The following is a 16119-nucleotide window of genomic DNA, read 5'->3' as shown; positions in this document are numbered from 1 at the left end:
CACTGTGTCGGATTCCGTCACCGAACGGACCCTGGGTTCGGGGAACAGCCACCGGATGCGACCTTCGGCCACTCGGACAACACCTTCTGGAGGTTGCAAATGCGGAAGTGGCTGCCGCTCGTCGCGGTGTGCCTGGGGACGTTCATGCTGCTGGTGGACGTGACGATCGTCGTCGTGGCGCTCCCCGACATGGCCGAGAGCCTGCGCACCTCGTTCGCGGACCTGCAGTGGGTCATGGACATCTACGCGCTCGCGCTCGCCGCGCTGCTGCTGGGCGTCGGCTCCCTCGCCGACCGGATCGGCCACCGGCAGGTGTACGTGGCGGGCCTCGCGCTGTTCGCCCTCGCCTCGCTGGCCTGCGGCCTGGCGACCGGCCCGCAGGCGCTGATCGTCTTCCGCGGCGTCCAGGGCATCGGCGGCGCCGCGATGCTGGCGACGACGACGGCTCTGATCAGCAGCATCTACCACGGCAGGGACCGCGGAGCGGCATTCGGCGCGTGGGGCGCGGTCAGCGGGGCCGCCTCGGCGGCCGGCCCGGTCATGGGCGGTCTGCTGACCGAGCACCTGGACTGGCGCTGGATCTTCTTCGTGAACCTGCCGATCAGCGTGCTGGCCGTCGCGATGACGCTGCGGTTCGTCGCCGCGGCGCCGCCCCGCCGGGGCCGCGGCGTGGACCTGCCCGGCCTGGCCGCGTTCACGGTGGCGGCGGGCGCGGCGACGTACGCGCTGATCAAGGGCAACGACTACGACTGGACGTCGGCCGCCACGCTCGGGCTCTTCGGGCTGGCCGCGGTCGCGCTGATCGCGTTCCTGCTGATCGAGTCCCGCCGCGAACAGCCGCTGCTGGACCTGGCGCTGTTCCGCGGGGCGTCGTTCTCGGGCCTCATGGTGGCCGCGGTGCTGCTGTCCGTCGCCGCGTTCTCCTACCTCGCCTACACCTCGCTGTGGCTGCAGTCCGTGCGCGGGATGGGGCCGGTCGCGGCGGGCCTCGCCTGCCTGCCGATGAGCGCGGCGGCGTTCGTCGTCGCGTCGCTGGCCGGACGCTTCCTGCACGACGTCTCGCCGCGCTGGACCATCGGCGCCGGGCTGCTGCTGATCGGCGCGGGCGCGTTCCTCCAGGCGACGCTCGACGCGGACTCGACGTGGACCGCCCTCGTGCCGGGCCTCGCGGTGACGGGCATCGGCGTCGGCATCGCCACGCCCATGCTGGCCTCCGCGGCGATGGCCTCGGTCGCGCCGGAGCGCGGCGGAATGGCCAGCGGCGCCGTCAACACCGCGCGCCAGCTCGGGAACGCCCTGGGCATCGCCGTCCTGGGCGTGGTCTTCCACGCCGGGCTGGCGGGCGCGCTCCGCGACCACGGCGCGGGGGCCGTCGCCGACGCCTCCGCGACCGCCGACGCCCTGGCGGGCGGCCAGGCCGGCGCGGTCGTCGCCCACGCGGCCCCCGCGCAGCGGGAGCTGCTCGGACAGCTCGTGCACGAGGCCTTCGCGTCCGGGCTGCGGCAGACGTTCCTCGTCTCCGGCGCGCTGGGGATCCTGGGCGGGCTGGTGGCACTGGCGCTCGTCCGGCGCCCGGCGAAGCCCGCCGCGCCCCGGACGCAGCAGGCCCCGGCGGCCGCGGCGGTGCCGGCCGGCCGCGGCTGACCCGGGCCCGGCTGCGGCCGGTCCGGGCCGGTCATGCGCCGCCCGCGGCGGCCGCCCCGGAGATCACCCCCTCGACGTACTCCGTCACGGGCGGCCCGAAGTGCGCGTACGTCCTGCCGACCGCGGCCAGGAGCGCGGGCAGCGGCCAGTCGTCCGGGAGGAGTTCGGGCGGCAGGCCGGGCGGGGTCCGGAGGGTGTCGACGAGGCTGCCGCCGAAGAGCCGCACGTAGGCCGCGAGGGCGGCGGCGCCCGGGCCGGGCGGCACCGGCTGCTCGTCGAGGGCGGCGAGCAGCCGCGCCGTGTGCTCGCGGTAGCGGCGGTCCAGTTCCCCGAGCTCCCATGCCCGGTGGGCGACGCGGGCGGCGTCGCCGGTCGCGAGCTCGACGCGCCCGAAGCAGACGGTCCCCTCCTCGGGGAGTCCGCCGAGCTCGGCGAGCAGGTGCTCGCGGCGGTCGGCCGGCGAGATGAGGACGCCCGGCTGCATGAGGCCGTAGCGGGCCAGGGAGGCGGCGCGGCGCAGCCGGTCGCGGTAGGCCCGCCGCGCCTCCGGCACGGTGTAGAAGACGGCGTGGAAGAAGCCGTCCCAGGGCGGGGGTTCGGGGCGGCCGTCGCGGACCCTGCGGAAGTTCTCCAGGAAGCTCCCGGCGAGGCGGTAGTCGGCGCCGCGGCCGCGCGGAGCCGCCGCGATGAGGCCGTCCCGGCGCATGCGGGCGATGAGGGAGCGCGCGGCGGCGGGGGTCAGGCCCACGTCGGTGAGCAGCTTGACCAGCGCGACGCCGGGCAGTTCCTCGCGGCCGGCCACTCCGTAGAGGAACGGCACCAGGGCGACGTTGGCACCGCGCGAGACGCTCGCGCCGCTCTGACGACCTGTTACGCTCTCGCTCACGATCGTGAGCATATGCGATACACATCGGAAATGCATGTGCGTGACAAGAAAATTGAACGGGGCGGATATGACGCGCGCGGGCGGGGCCGCCGGCAAGACCGGTGAGACCAGTGGGAACAGCAAGCGGAGCGGTGGCGGCAAGGCGCTGATGAACTGGGGTCCGGCGATCCTGTTCGGCGTGATCCTGCCGTTCGTCACCTACGGGATGCTCACCGACCACGGCGTGAGCGAGGTGAAGGCGCTCCTGCTGATCACGCTGTGGCCCGCCGTCGAGACGCTGCTGCACCTGGCCGTCCGGCGCCGGGTGGACGAGTTCGGCATGATGATGCTGGTCCTGATGCTGCTGGGCGCGCTGAGCGCGGTCGCGTACAACAGCACCGAGCTGATGTTCATCAAGGAGTCGGCGATCACCGGCCTGCTGGGGCTGGCGTTCCTGGCCAGCCTGGCGATGCGCCGGCCGGCGATGTTCTACCTGGGCCGCAAGTTCGGCACGGACGGCACCCCCGAGGGCGTGGCCCGCTGGAACGGCCTGTGGGAGTACCCGGGCTTCCGCCGCATGCAGTACCTGCTGACGTCGGTGTGGGGAGCGGCCTTCCTGCTGGAGGCGGTGATCCGCGTGGTCCTCACGTACGTGCTGCCGACCGGGGCGATGGTGCTGGTGAACAACCTCTTCCCGCTGCTGGTGGTGGCGGGGCTGGTCGCCTGGACGACCGTGATGGGCAAGCGCGGCCGGGCCAGGTCGGCGGCGGCGCAGGCGGCCCGGGCGGCGGAGCAGGCCGGGGGCGCGCCCGCCGTGCAGGGCGCGGCGTAAGGATGTGCAGGCGCAGGCTGTGCGGGGGGGGCCGATGCCCTCCCCGCACAGGCGTATCCACCGGCTGCGGGGCCGGTCAGTCCTTGAAGGCGGCCGCCACCCGGGTCAGCAGTCCGGCGTCGGTGAGGAATCCCAGGTGCGTCTCGCAGGGCACCAGGGTGTTGACGGCCCCGGCCAGGGGCGTGCTCGTGAAGGGGTTGATCACCCCGTCGCACGGCGAGTACCAGGTGCGGTAGTCGACGGCGCCGGGTGTCTCGTCGCCGGTCGCGAGCGTCTTGAGGAAGGCGGAGCCGGGCGACATCTCCTGGCAGGAGACGGACACCACCGTGCACATCCCGGCGATGTAGGTGCCGTGGTGGGGCGCCGCCAGGGAGGCCAGGTGCTTGATGTTCGCGGCACCGCCCAGTTCCTTGGCGTACCAGAGGGAGACCAGGCCGCCCATCGAGTGGTTGACGATGTCGACCTTGTCCGCTCCCGTGCGGGCCTTCACCTTCGCGACGAAGTCGGCGAGCCCCTGGGCGCTGGTCTTGTTCGAGGCGAAGAAGTCGTAGGAGTACGTGAAGAGGTCGCCGGGCTGGTAGCCGGCGACCAGGAAGGCCGCTATCGCCGGGTCCCACGTCACGCCGTCGCTGAGATAGCCGTGCACGAACACCACGGGCGTACGGGCCTGGGCGGCTGCTCCGGGTGCGGGCGCGGTGGCCGCGGGCGCGGCTCCGGCCGGGGCGGCCGGCCCCGCCGTGACGGTGATGGCCGCGGCCGCCGCGAGCGCCAGGGCGCTGATGAGCCTGCGCATACGATCCTCCCGGTGAGTGGGGTGCGCTGGGGGTGCGGAGAGAGAGCATGCAGCGCCCCTGGGGGAATGCGAATCGGTGAAATCACCGGGGTGTGCGGGGCGTTCGCGGCGGGCGGCCCTCCCGGCGGGCTACCCAACGGTTTTACTTACGAGTAACTTGCTGGCAACGCCCCGCACTTCACCGAGGAGGAGCCACCGTGCGCGACCCTCAGGCCGCAGGCCGCAGGTCCGGCTCCCGCCGCCGCACCCGCCCGGCGGAGCGCACCCGGCGCCTGCATGTCCGCTGCTCGTCCGCGCTCGCGCGGGCCGCCGGGCGCGCGGAGGACGGCGGTGAGCGCGCCCGGCGCCTCGCGGCGGCCGAGGAGCACGCCCGGAGCGCCGGACTCCCCCGGCGCGCCGCGGAGTTGCGCGCCCTCTCCCTGCGCCGGAAGGCCGTCTCCGCCGCCCGCGGGCAGACCGAGCTGACCCGCGGCCTGCAGTCCCTGCGCTCGGGAGAAGTCATCAACGCCCGGGAGGCGCTGCGGCTCGCCGCCGCGCTGTACCGGCACGCGGACCGCCCGGACGACGAGCTCACCGCGCTCCTGTACGCCGCGGAGGCGAGCTGGACGGCCGGTGACAGCGCGGGATACGCGGCAGCGGCCCTGCGCATCGGCGAGCACGGCGCCGCGCCCGGGGCGGTGCGCGAGTACTTCCGGGGCTTCGCGGCCGCCCTGCGCTGCGACCACGCCCGCTCCGTGCCCGCGCTCCGGGAAGCGGTCCGCCGCGGCGCGGCCGCCGGCGGCGGCCACCCGGCCGTCCCCGTCCTGGCCTGCCGCGCCGCCCTGATGCTGGGCGAGGTGTCGCAGGCGCGGGACCTGGCCGGCCGGGCCCTGGCCCGCTCGGCCGGGCCGCGGGGGACGGCGCCCGAACTCCTCGGCCTGCTCGCCCTCGTCGAACTCGTCGCCGACAACCACGCGCGCGCCGGAGCCCACGCCGAGCGGGGCCTTGAAGCCGCCCTCGCCGGCGGCCGCCGCAACACCGCGGCCCAGCTGAGCGGGACGCTCGCCATGGCCGCGGCGGTGCGCGGGGACGCCGCGGCCTGCCGCGACCACGCCCGGCGGGCGCTCGGCACGGCACAGGCCCACGGGCTGATGGTCCCCGCGCTGCTGGCCACCTGGAGCCTGGGCTGGCTGGACCTCGCGCAGCAGCGGCCGCGGGCGGCCGTCGAGCTGCTGCGCCCGCTGGTCCTCGGGCAGTCCGGGGTCCACCACTTCGCCTGGCGCGTGCGGGTGATCCCCTCCTTCGTGGAGGCCGTCGCCCTCGCCGTCGCCGAACTCCCGGCCCCCGCGCGGAAGCGGGCCTGCCGCCAGGCGCGGCTGATCCTGCGGACCCTGGAGGAGTGGGCGGAGGCCGGCGGCGACCGGCGCGCCCGGGCCACGGTCCTGCACTGCCGCGCCGTGCTGGCCGCCACCGCGGCGCCGGCCGCCGCCGACCCGTACTTCGGCCGGGCCCTGGCGCTGGTGGAGCGCGTGGGCTCCGAGTTCGCCCAGGCCCGTACGAAACTGGCGTTCGGCATGGCGCTGCGGAGGCTGCGCCGCCCCGGCGACGCCCGCGCGCACCTGCGCGGGGCGATGCTGCTCTTCGAGGCGTGCGGGGCCGAGGTGTGGGCGGAGCGGGCGCGCGACGAGATGCGCGCGGCCGGGCAGGCGGAGCCCGGCGGCCGGCCCCGCCCGGCGGCCTCCCTCACCCCGCAGCAGCTGCGGGTGGCGCGGCACGTCGCCGAGGGCCGCACCAACCGCGAGGTCGCGGCCCTCCTCGCCGTCAGCCACCGGACCGTCGACCACCACCTGCGCAACGTCTTCGCGGCGCTCGGGATCCGCTCCCGCGTCGAACTGGTCCACGCGCTGACGGCCCACCAGCCGTGACCTTCCGGCCCGGACGCCTCCCGGCAGCGCACTGGCAGGGACGGGGCCCTCTCAGTGCACCGGAGGGTGCGGAGCTTCCCCCAGCGCACCGGCAGGTGCGGGGCTCCCTTCAGCGCACCGGAAGGTGCCGCGCGAAGAACGAGCGCAGGTGGTGACGTACCGCCGGGACCGACACGGCCGGGTCCGCCGCCCCGACCATCTGCACGCGGTCGGCGGCCGTCATCAGCCCGGCGGCCTGCAGCTGCGGCACCAGGGCGGCGTAGTCGGTGAACACCCCGTGCGCGGCGTGGCCGAGCTGCCGGCGGCAGGCGCGTCCGCCGGAGTGGGCGAGCACCGCGGACCAGGAGTGCTCCAGCCCCTTGCGGTCCTCGAACCCGTCCGTTCCCAGCAGGAGCAGGGGCCGGTCCGTGCCGTGCCGGGCGACCGGGTACAGCTCGCCCTGCCCGCCCGGCGCCTGCGGTGCGCGGTCCAGGTAGCCCTCCAGGTCGGCCGCCGCGGCCAGGCGCCGGTCGTCGTACATCGCCTGCGTCACGGCCGTCCCGCCCGCCGAGTGTCCGTAGGCACCGGCCCTGCGCGGGTCCAGCGCCCGTCCCAGGTGCTCCGGCAGGGGGCGGCCCGCCGCGTCCGGGTTCCGCCCGGCCGCAAGGACTTCCAGCTGGTCCAGGACGAACCCGAGGTCCGCGATCCGGGTGTCGATGAGAGTGCGGAAAAGGCCCGGATCCGTCCTCGGGTCGTAGCGCAGCACCGTCGGCCGGACGATGTCCCGGCCGGTCATGGCGACGGGGAACTCCACCTCGGCGGCGTCGCCGGGGTGGTCGACGGTCACCACCACCCAGCCGTGGCTCGCCAGGTCGCAGGCGACGGAGGTGCCCATGGTGCGCGGGTCGCCCCCGCCGGGGCTGTACAGCAGGACGGGCCGCCGGCGCGCGGCGTGCGCGGGAGCGCCCGTGTGCGCGGGGGCCCGGGTGGCCGCCCAGTTCACTCCGGTCGCGGGCAGTGCCGGGTGGCCTCTGCGGCCGTCCGCACCGAAGTCCGCGGCGGCCCCCGCGGTCATCTGCGGGGCGAGCGGGCAGCCGCGTACGGTGCGGGCCGGGTAGAACACGGTGGCCATCACCTCGCGGACGGGGATCCCCGGCTCCAGCGGGTCGCGCCGCGAGCGGTCGGCCAGGTAGAGGTGGGTGACTCCGGTCCGGTACGGGCCGGTCGGCGCCGGAAGCCGCAGGGTGATGCCGTCCGCGGCGGCGGCCCGCGCCCGGGCGGCGGCCGGGGCGGCGGCGCCGCCTGCGAGCAGGGCTCCGGCGCCGGTGGCCAGAGCAGCGGTGATGACGGTCCGTCGGCCGGTGTGACGATGAAGCACAGTGCTCCCCTTACCTGCGGTGATGCGGGTCCTTGTGCCATCCGGCGGCCGTTTGAGTGAATGCCGTGGGCACGGGGGACATGCTGGTGCCCGGCGGAGGTCCTGGCCGAAGGTTCAGGCCCTGCCCGAAACGATGGCGCGGCGCAGGCAGGAGTGCAGTGACACGGATCCGTTTCTCCACCGCCGACTTCGCGCGCGTCCGGTTCGCGCCCCGGCCCGTGCCGCTGCAGGCGCTGAACACGGCCTTCATGATGCTGTTCCGCGGCGGCGACCCGCTGCTCTTCGGACGCTGGCGGCAGCGGCTGCTGCGCTCCCTGCCGGCCGCCGCGGCACCCCTGGGGGACCTGGCCGGCGCGGCCGGGGCCCCGCTCTTCCTCGACGAGTTCGGCGACGGGTCCGGCGCGCTGGAGGACGGGCTGGACGCCGTCCGGGCCGCTTCCCCGGACCTGGTCCGCGCGGAACTGGAGCGCGTGTACGCCGGTCACCCGGCGCCGCCCCCGCCGTGGGTCCGCGGCCTGCACGAGGGCGATCCCGGCGCCTGGCAGGTCTTGCGGCGCGCCCAGCACGCGGCTTTCGAGACGGCCGTGCGGCCCGTCTGGCCGGTCGTGCAGGACCTGCACCGCGCGGAGTTCACCCGGCACGCCCTGGCGGTCTCCGAGCACGGCATCGGCGCTGCCCTCACCGCGCTCGTGCCCGGCAGCCGGCTGCACGGGGACGTGTGGGAGCTGCCCGGGCCCGATGAGCGGGACGTCGCGCTGCGGGGCCGGGGCGTGCTGCTCCTGCCCGCGTTCCACTGGACCGGCCGTCCGCTCCTCGCCGACCTGCCCGGCCGGCCCCTCGTCCTGAGCTACGCGGCGGGGCCGGGGCTGCCACTCTCCCCGGAGGGGGCGGGCGGCACGGACGGGGCGCTGGCCGAGGTGCTCGGGCGCACCCGCGTCGAGGTGCTGACCGTGCTCGCGCGGGAGCACACCACGAGCGGCCTGGCCCGGCGGCTCGGTGTCAGCAATGCCACCGCTTCCGCCCACGCCGCCGCGCTGCGCGGCGCGGGTCTGGTCGCCTCCGAGCGCGCGGGGCGGGCGGTGCTGCACCGGCGCACGGACCTGGGGAGCCTGCTGCTGCGCGGGGGCGGCTGACCCGGCGGTGGGCACGCCCCCGGTGCGGTGGTGCGAGAGCCGGGTGCGGTCCCCGTATGCCGGCCCGGCGGCCGTCCTCACCCGCCCGGGCGCGGGGCGGCGCCCGGCTCCCCTTACGGCTGCGGCGAGCGGGCGTCGTAGCGCGCGAAGTTGCGCCACTGCACGGAGATGAGCGCGATCGCCGCCAGGCAGGCGAGCCCACCGCCGACGACCGCCCAGGCTGGCGAGGCGAGGTCCGCGGCGGAGCCCGCGAGGAAGTCGCCCAGCCTCGGCCCGCCCGCGACCACGACGATGAAGACGCCCTGGAGCCGGCCCCGCATGTCGTCGGGCGTGGCCGCCTGGAGCATCGTGGTGCGGAAGACCGCCGAGATGCTGTCGGCGCATCCGGCGAGCCCGAGGAAGAGCAGGCCCAGCCAGAGGTTGCGGCTCAGCCCGAAGACGGTGACGGCCGCGCCCCAGCCGGCGACGGACAGCAGCACGGCGAGCCCGTGCCGGTGGATGCGGCCGAGCCAGCCGGAGAACAGCCCGCCCAGCACCGCCCCGACGGCGGGCGCGGCGACCAGCAGGCCGACGGTCCTGGTGTCCCCGCCGTACCAGAGCCCGGCTATGGCCGGGAAGAGCGCCCTGGGCTGGGCCAGGACCATGGCGGCCAGGTCGGCGAGGAAGGTGATGCGCAGGTTGGGGCGGGTGACGAGGAAGCGCAGCCCGCCCCGTACGGAGGCGCGCCCCTGCCCCGGCCCGCCGGCGGCGGTCTTCTCGGGGCGCATCGAGGGCAGGCGCCACATCGCGTACAGCGCGAAGGCGAAGGAGACGACGTCGATCAGGTAGGCGGCCTGGAAGCCCCAGAGGCCGACGACGGCGCCGCCGAGCATGGGACCGCCCATGAGGCCGAGGTTGGTGGTCAGGGAGGAGAGGGCGTTCGCGGCGGGGAGCTGCTCCGGGGGCACGAGCTTGGGGACCATCGCGCTGCGGGCGGGGCTGTTCATGGCGAAGCAGACCGACTGCAGGGCGACGACCGTGTAGAGCAGCCAGACCTGCCGCAGGTCGAGCAGCGCGGCGGCGGCCAGCACGACGGACATCAGGGTGGCGCCGGAGGCGCTGGCAAGGCCCAGGGTCCGGCGGTCGACGGTGTCGGCGACGGCGCCGCCGTACAGGCCCGCGGCGATCAGCGGGACGAGGGAGCACAGGCCGACCAGGCCCACGGAGAACGTGGAGCCGGTGATGGCGTAGACCTGCAGGGAGACCGCGAGGGCGGTCATCTGCTGGCCCACCCAGGACACGGTGTTCCCGGCCCACAGGCGGCGGAAGTCCGCGGAGCCGCGCAGGGGCGTGATGTCGGCGAGGTAGCGGGCGCGCTGCGCGGGCCGGGTGGCGGGGGGAGCTTCGGGCACGGGACGTCTCCGGGGTGGGCACAAGGGCGGCAGCCCACAACATCGCCAGCGAGGTCCGTGCATGGCAACAGTAATGTTGAGCGAGTGTCAGATAGTGGCTGTTACGTCCGTTACGCACCTGCCGCGGCGGCTCCCGGCGGGCCGGTCCGGGGCCGGGTCAGGGCCCGTCCGACGGCTTGGCGCGGACGTGCATGCGCTCGCCCTGGGGGCCGAACAGGCTGATGATCTCTACCGGGGCGTCACCGGTGGAGCCGAACCAGTGCGGCAGCCGCGTGTCGAACTCGGCGACCTCGCCCGCGCGGAGCTCGACGTCGTGGTCGGCGAGCACCAGCCGGAGCCGGCCGCTGAGCACGTACAGCCACTCGTAGCCCTCGTGGGTGCGCGGCTCGGGCGTGCTGCGCGTGGGGCCGATGACCATCTTGAAGGCCTGCAGCCCGCCCGGCTGCTGGGTCAGCGGCACCACCGTGGAGTCTCCGCGCCGCACCGGCTTCAGGCGCACCCGCGGGTCGCCGACCGGGGGCGCGCCGACCAGCTCGTCGAGGGGCACCTGGTGGGCGTGGGCGATCGGCAGCAGCAGCTCCAGGCTCGGCTTGCGCTGCCCGGACTCCAGCCGGGACAGCGTGCTGACGGAGATCCCGGTGGCCTCGGAGAGCGCGGCGAGGGTGCACTGGCGCTGCCGGCGGATCTGCCGCAGCCGCGGCCCCACGGCGGCGAGGACTTCTTCCATCCCTCTATTGCAGAAACGGCAACAAGGTTTGTCAAGGATGCGCATCGGGCCGCAGGGTTCCAGCCGACGGCCCGAGCGCGAGCGCGCGCACGACACCAGGGAGCGGATGAGATGGCGCACGAGACGAACGACTTCGACTGGACGGCGCTGGCGGACATGCTGGAGCTGGAGGGCGAGGCCCACAGCCCCTACGTGCAGCAGGCCTTCGAGGAGCTGGAGCGGCTGGTTCCGGCACCGGGGCGGATCCTGGACGTCGGCAGCGGCCCGGGGGTCGCGGCCTGCCGGCTCGCCTCGGTGTTCCCGGACGCCGAGGTCGTCGCGGTGGACGGCTCGCCCGAGCTGCTGGCCCTGGCGGAGAAGCGGGCCGGCCGGCTCGGCGTGCGGCTGCGGACGCGAGCGGCGGAGTTCCCGGCGGGGCTCGCCGGCCTGGGCACCGCGGATCTCGTGTGGTCCGGGCAGGTGGTGCACCACGTCGGTGACCAGCAGGACGCCCTGGACCGGCTCGCCGGGCTGCTCGCGCCCGGCGGCGTGCTGGCCGTGGTCGAGGGCGGGCTGCCGGCCCGGTGCCTGCCGCGCGACCCCGGCTTCGGCCGCCCCGACCTGCACAGCCGGCTGGACGCGGCGATGGCCGCCCGCTTCACCCGGATGCGCGAGGAGCTGCCCGGCACCGTGGCGGTCACCGAGGACTGGCCCGGCATGCTGCGGGCGGCCGGCCTGACCGAGGTGCGGAGCCGGACCTTCCTCGTGGACCGGCCGGCGCCGCTGGACGAGGGCACGCGGCAGTTCGTGCGGCAGATGCTGGAGCGGCAGCGCCGGATCTCCGCCGAAGTCCTGGACGCGCAGGACACGGCGACGCTGGACCGGCTACTCGATCCGGCCGATCCGGCGGGGGTCGACCGGCGCCCGGACCTGTTCCTCCTGGTCGCCAAGACGGTGCACTTCGGCCGCCGTCCGCGCGGCTGAGCCGGGCCCGGCCGCCGCTTCACGCGCCGCGCTCGCACTCCGCGAGAAAGTCCAGCACCAGCGGGCTCGCCACCGCCCGGAACTCCTCGAAGTAGGCGTGCCGCGCACCGGGGATCAGGTGCAGCCGGGCACCCGGGATGCGGCCGGCCAGAAGGCGCGCGTTCGCGGCGGGGTTGAGGAGGTCGTCGGCGCCGTGCACCACCAGCGTGGGCGCGGTGATGCCGGGCAGCGCGTCCCACGCGTCGTGCGCGTTGCTGGCGGCCAGGTGCCGCCGCCGGGCGTACGCCGGCATGGCCGGATCGCCCAGCACGCCGGAGGGGCCGGCGTGGGCGGCGGGCCAGGCCGGGGTGTACATCAGGGCCCGCAGGGCCTGCCCGGCCGCGGCGCCCGGCCGGGCCAGCGACCGGCGGACGTCGTCGCTGCGCTCGACCGCGTGCCGGCCGCCCGGTGACGTGCAGCCCAGGACGAGGGCGCGGACCCGCTCCGGATGCCGGACGGCGAGCTGCTGGGCGACGCGCCCGCCCATGGAGGTGCCGTAGACGTGGGCCCGCTCGATCCCGAGGTGGTCGAGGACCGCGATCACGTCCCGCGCCAACATCTCCGTGCTGTACGGCTCGTCGGGCTTGTCGCTGCCGCCGGTGCCGCGGTAGTCGAGGGTGACGGTGCGGTGCGCGGCCAGGAAGTCGGCCCGGACGGCGTCCCACCAGTGGTGGTTGTTGGCCTGGCCCGCCAGCAGGACGAGCGGGGAACCGTCGCCCTCGGCCTGCCAGGCGATGCGGACCCCGTCCGCGGTCCGGGCATACGACATGGGCGCGTCCTTCCGGCCGGGCTGTGCTGATGACGGACCGTCACAGTAAGCACCACCAACACCGGGAGCGCAGTGAGCCCGGTCACGGGCGGTGCCGCACAGCGGGCGGGCGCGCTTTCGCCCCGCACGGCGGCGGGATCCGCACGCCGGGCCCGCGCCGCTGCTTGCCCGCGCGGCCCCGCGCCGGGAGGATCCCCCTGGGACGTCCCGGACCTCCCCGGTCTCCCCGGTCTCCCCGATCAGGAGGCACCATGCCCGCCCCCGCCGCGCACCCCTCGCCCAGCCGCCGCACCGCACTGCGGGCCACGGCCGGCGCCGCGGCAACGGCCGCGACCACCGCCGCGGGAGCCCCCGCCGCCTCCGGCGAGGAGAGCCGCCAGGGGCTGCGGGTGATGACGTTCAACCTGCGCTACGCCTCGGAGAGCGACCCCCATCCGTGGTCACAGCGCCGGCCGGTGATGCGCCGGCTGCTGCGCCACGAACGGCCTCACGTGCTGGGCACCCAGGAAGGCCTGCACCGGCAGCTGCGCGACATCGCCGAAGACCTCGGCCCGCGCTACGCCTGGATCGGCCTGGGGCGGCACGGCGGGAGCCACGACGAGTTCGGGGCCGTCTTCTACGACACCCTGCGGCTCGCCCCCGAGGAGTACGACCACTTCTGGCTGTCCGCCACCCCGTCCGTCATCGGCTCGGCCACCTGGGGCAACACCATCGTCCGGATGGCCAGCTGGATCCGGTTCACCGACCGGCACACCGGGGCGGGCCTCTACCTCCTCAACACCCACCTCGACCACGCCCACCAGCACGCGCGGGAGCGCAGCGCGGAGCTGATCGCGGAGCGGCTGCGGGCCCTGGACCCGGCGCTCCCCCGCATCGTCACCGGCGACTTCAACGTCCCGGCGCACGGCAACCCCGTCTACGACGCGCTGCTCGGCGGCGCCGGCCTGGCCGACACCTGGGACACGGCCGCCGAACGCGGCCCGCAGTACGCGACGTTCCACGGCTACCGGCCGCTGGTCCCGGACGGGGACCGCATCGACTGGATCCTCACCTCCCCGTCGGTCCGCACGCTGCGGGCCCGCATCAACACGTACGCCCTGGACGGCCGCTTCCCGAGCGACCACCTGCCGGTGCAGGCCCTCGTCGAGCTGTGAGCGGTCCGGCCCGCCGGCCACGGGCCGTGAAGAAGTGACCGTGTCCCAGGGCTCGTCCGGCATCGGCTGACCGGGACGTTCCGTGCGCGCGCGGAACGGTAGCAGCGCACGGCGGCCCGGGACGGGGGTTTGTCACCGGGCGCGAATCCTCGTCCGCCGCGCTCCCGCCGCGGTTAGCGTCCGTGGTCGTTCAGCCGAGCCGAAGCGAAGAAGGTGCCATGCGACCGGTACGTCCTCTGCGATCCGTACGCCCTCTGCAGTCACCCCACTCTTCACGGCCTTCCCTTTCCCCGCTTTCTTCGCTGTCCTCCCTCTCGTTCCTGCGGGCGCTGTCGCCCGCAGCCCAGCGGACCCTCGGCACCGGGCTCGTCGTCTTCTCGCTCGCCGCGACCCTGCTGGCGCTGCTGATCCCGGTGTACCTCTTCGGCGGCGCCGGGACCGCGGCGGCCGGTGCGCGCACCGCCTGGACCGACGACGGCGAGGGCACGCGGCAGACGCCGTCGGGCCCGCTGACGGCGCTGGACCGGGACTTCGTCCGGCGGGTCCGGCTCGCCGGGCTCTGGGAGAAGCCCGCGGGGAAGCTCGCCCTGGAGCGCGGCACCACGGACGCCGTGCGGATGGCCGGCGAGCACCTCGTGGACGGCCACACCGAGCTCGACCAGCGGTCGGCGGACACGGCCGGGACCCTGGGGGTGAGCCTGCCGGAGCGGCCGAGCGCCGAACAGCAGGGGTGGCTCGGCCAGTTGCAGGCGTCCCGGGGCGCGGCCTTCGACCGGGTCTTCGCCAACCTGGTGCGCGCCGCCCACGGCAAGGTCTTCGGCCTGGTGGCCCTCGTGCGCGACCGCACCGCCAACGCGCTGGTGCGGTCGCTGGCGACGCGCGCCAACACCGTCGTCCTCGACCACATCACCGTCCTCGAGAACACCGGACTCGTCGACTTCCCCCACTCAGGCGACAACGAGAAGAAGTGACCCCACATGATGCGACAGGCCCACAAACGCTCGAAACTGCGGACCCGGGCGGTGGTCGCGGCCGCGGCGCTGCTGCTCGGCGGAGGCGGCACGGCGATCATCGCGCAGCACGCTTCGGCCGGCGGCTCCCGGGCCGCGGACACCGGCGTGCAGCGGGACGCCGGGCTCACGGCGATGACCATCTCCTGCCCCGACGTCGGCGACCGGCTGCAAGACGTCCCCGCCGACGCACAGCCCGCCGTCTCCCGCGGGCTGTCCGAGCTCGACGCCCAGGTGGCCCGGGCGTACGGGCGGCTGACCGGCGTCAGTCACGAGGCCGGCGGGCACGCGGCGGACGGCGGCGCGGAGCCGGGCGGCGCGGGCGGCGATGCCGGCGCGGTCCTCGGCGAACTGCAGCAGCAGCGCACGGAGACCATAGGCCGCATCTCCGACTCCGTGCGCGCCGCGGGGAAGAACGGGTCCGGCTCCGCCACGGACGGGCTCGCCGGGCTGAGCCGGTGCACCACGCGCGAGGTCGGCACGGCCGCCGCCGACGATTCCTCCCCGTCCTCCCAGTCCTCGCAGTCCTCGCAGTCCTCCCGGTCCTCCCAGCCCCTCGCCTCCCGGCTGGGCGACCGGGGCCTGCCGGGCGGCCCGTCCCGCGCCGACTTCGCCGACATCAGGAACGCCCCCGCCGCCAAGCGCACCCCCGCCGCCGGCCGGGCCGGCTCCACCGGCACGTTCACCACGGTTTGCGGCCGCAATGAGAACGGGCACTTCAACCCCGACAATGTCATCGTGACACCCGGCGTGCGCAACGGCGCGCACCACATGCACGATTACGTGGGCAACAAATCCACCGACGCCTTTTCCACCGACGCGAGCCTCGCCGCCGCGGGCACGACCTGCACCAACGGGGACAAGTCGACGCACTACTGGCCCGTGCTGCGGGTCCTGGACGGAAAGGCCGCGCCGGACGCGAAAGCGCCCGGCGGCGGGAGCGACGGGAACAAGGGAACCATCCTGCGGCCCGCGTCCGTCACACTGCAGTTCCGGGGCAGCCCGGTGACGAAAGTGACCGCGATGCCGCGATTCCTCCGCATCATCACAGGCGATGCCAAAGCGCTCACGAACGGACCCGCCAACGCGAATGCGTCGTGGAGTTGCACGGGTTTCGAGAACCGGCAGTTCAAGGACAAGTACCCCGTCTGCCCGGACGGCGCGAAGGTGGTCCGCACCTTCGCCTTCCAGAACTGCTGGGACGGCCGCGCCACCGACAGCGCCAACCACCGCACCCACGTCGCCTTCGCCCGTGCGGACGGCTCCTGCCCGCGCGGCTTCCGCGCCGTCCCGCAGCTGGTGCAGCGCATCACCTACGACGTGCCGGCGGGTGTCCCGTTCGCCGTGGACAGCTTCCCCGAGCAGCTGCACAAGCCCGTCACCGACCACGGGGACTTCATCAACGTGATGCCGGACGCCCTGATGGCGAAGGCGGTGTCCTGCATCAACTCCGGTCGCACCTGCTGACTCCCCCCGGCCCCCGGCACGGGTGCGCCCACCCCCCACTGCCACCCGCACCGGGAAGGGGCCGGCCCCCG

At 75.3% G+C, this 16119-nt stretch carries 14 protein-coding genes; 8 read left to right on the top strand and 6 right to left on the bottom strand.

All coding sequences use genetic code 11. The annotated features are described in order from the left end of the window. The first annotated feature begins 99 nt into the window (after positions 1-99). Complete coding sequence (locus ACSNOH_RS17975; RefSeq protein ID WP_436722364.1) at positions 100-1644, top strand: MFS transporter; 1545 nt, start codon at positions 100-102, stop codon at positions 1642-1644. A 31-nt stretch (positions 1645-1675) separates the two neighbouring features. Here ACSNOH_RS17975 and ACSNOH_RS17970 read toward each other — a convergent pair whose 3' ends face one another. After that, the gene (locus ACSNOH_RS17970; RefSeq protein WP_436722363.1) at positions 1676-2530 is read right to left on the bottom strand and encodes a hypothetical protein; all 855 of its coding nucleotides are present in this window, start codon (positions 2528-2530) and stop codon (positions 1676-1678) included. A gap of 67 nt (positions 2531-2597) precedes the next feature. Here ACSNOH_RS17970 and ACSNOH_RS17965 point away from each other — a divergent pair, with 67 nt between their 5' ends. Next, positions 2598-3341 (top strand): VC0807 family protein, encoded by a 744-nt coding sequence (locus tag ACSNOH_RS17965; RefSeq protein WP_436722362.1) that lies wholly within the window; start codon positions 2598-2600, stop codon positions 3339-3341. A 76-nt stretch (positions 3342-3417) separates the two neighbouring features. On the opposite strand, the gene ACSNOH_RS17960 is transcribed toward ACSNOH_RS17965, so the two are convergent. Next, the gene (locus ACSNOH_RS17960; RefSeq protein WP_436722361.1) at positions 3418-4134 is read right to left on the bottom strand and encodes an esterase/lipase family protein; all 717 of its coding nucleotides are present in this window, start codon (positions 4132-4134) and stop codon (positions 3418-3420) included. A gap of 197 nt (positions 4135-4331) precedes the next feature. On the opposite strand from ACSNOH_RS17960, the gene ACSNOH_RS17955 reads away from it, so the two are divergent. Next, entirely contained in the window at positions 4332-6038 is a 1707-nt protein-coding gene (locus ACSNOH_RS17955; RefSeq protein WP_436722360.1) for a LuxR C-terminal-related transcriptional regulator, read from the top strand. A 109-nt stretch (positions 6039-6147) separates the two neighbouring features. Here the strand turns inward: ACSNOH_RS17955 and ACSNOH_RS17950 are convergent, their stop codons facing one another. After that, a complete protein-coding gene (locus tag ACSNOH_RS17950) occupies positions 6148-7395 on the bottom strand; it encodes an alpha/beta hydrolase (RefSeq protein ID WP_436722359.1) in 1248 nt (415 codons plus the stop codon). A gap of 158 nt (positions 7396-7553) precedes the next feature. Between ACSNOH_RS17950 and ACSNOH_RS17945 the strand changes: the two genes are divergently transcribed. Next, the gene (locus ACSNOH_RS17945; RefSeq protein ID WP_436722358.1) at positions 7554-8528 is read left to right on the top strand and encodes an ArsR family transcriptional regulator; all 975 of its coding nucleotides are present in this window, start codon (positions 7554-7556) and stop codon (positions 8526-8528) included. Positions 8529-8641: 113 nt separating this feature from the next. Here ACSNOH_RS17945 and ACSNOH_RS17940 read toward each other — a convergent pair whose 3' ends face one another. Together ACSNOH_RS17940 and ACSNOH_RS17935 are read right to left on the bottom strand one after the other, a co-directional pair. Then, a complete protein-coding gene (locus ACSNOH_RS17940) occupies positions 8642-9982 on the bottom strand; it encodes an MFS transporter (protein WP_436722357.1) in 1341 nt (446 codons plus the stop codon). 94 nt (positions 9983-10076) lie between these two features. After that, positions 10077-10646 (bottom strand): helix-turn-helix domain-containing protein, encoded by a 570-nt coding sequence (locus ACSNOH_RS17935; RefSeq protein ID WP_436722356.1) that lies wholly within the window; start codon positions 10644-10646, stop codon positions 10077-10079. Between the two features lie 111 nt (positions 10647-10757). Here ACSNOH_RS17935 and ACSNOH_RS17930 point away from each other — a divergent pair, with 111 nt between their 5' ends. Beyond that, positions 10758-11609: a class I SAM-dependent methyltransferase gene (locus tag ACSNOH_RS17930; protein ID WP_436722355.1), complete on the top strand. Its 852-nt coding sequence runs from the start codon at positions 10758-10760 to the stop codon at positions 11607-11609. 19 nt (positions 11610-11628) lie between these two features. Here ACSNOH_RS17930 and ACSNOH_RS17925 read toward each other — a convergent pair whose 3' ends face one another. Next, positions 11629-12417, bottom strand: coding sequence for an alpha/beta fold hydrolase (locus tag ACSNOH_RS17925; RefSeq protein ID WP_436722354.1), 789 nt, complete (start codon positions 12415-12417; stop codon positions 11629-11631). A 251-nt stretch (positions 12418-12668) separates the two neighbouring features. Here ACSNOH_RS17925 and ACSNOH_RS17920 point away from each other — a divergent pair, with 251 nt between their 5' ends. The 3 genes from ACSNOH_RS17920 (at position 12669) to ACSNOH_RS17910 (ending at position 16048) form a co-directional block, all read left to right on the top strand. Next, a complete protein-coding gene (locus tag ACSNOH_RS17920) occupies positions 12669-13571 on the top strand; it encodes an endonuclease/exonuclease/phosphatase family protein (RefSeq protein WP_436722353.1) in 903 nt (300 codons plus the stop codon). Positions 13572-13789: 218 nt separating this feature from the next. Beyond that, complete coding sequence (locus ACSNOH_RS17915) at positions 13790-14542, top strand: DUF4142 domain-containing protein (RefSeq protein ID WP_436722352.1); 753 nt, start codon at positions 13790-13792, stop codon at positions 14540-14542. Between the two features lie 6 nt (positions 14543-14548). Beyond that, positions 14549-16048, top strand: a complete 1500-nt coding sequence (locus tag ACSNOH_RS17910; RefSeq protein ID WP_436722351.1) for a DUF1996 domain-containing protein — start codon at positions 14549-14551, stop codon at positions 16046-16048. Positions 16049-16119 lie beyond the last annotated feature (71 nt).

Source organism: Streptomyces sp. URMC 127 (assembly GCF_051386535.1).
In the GTDB taxonomy this organism is placed as follows: domain Bacteria; phylum Actinomycetota; class Actinomycetes; order Streptomycetales; family Streptomycetaceae; genus Streptomyces.
This window is presented reverse-complemented; position numbering and strand designations above follow the sequence as displayed.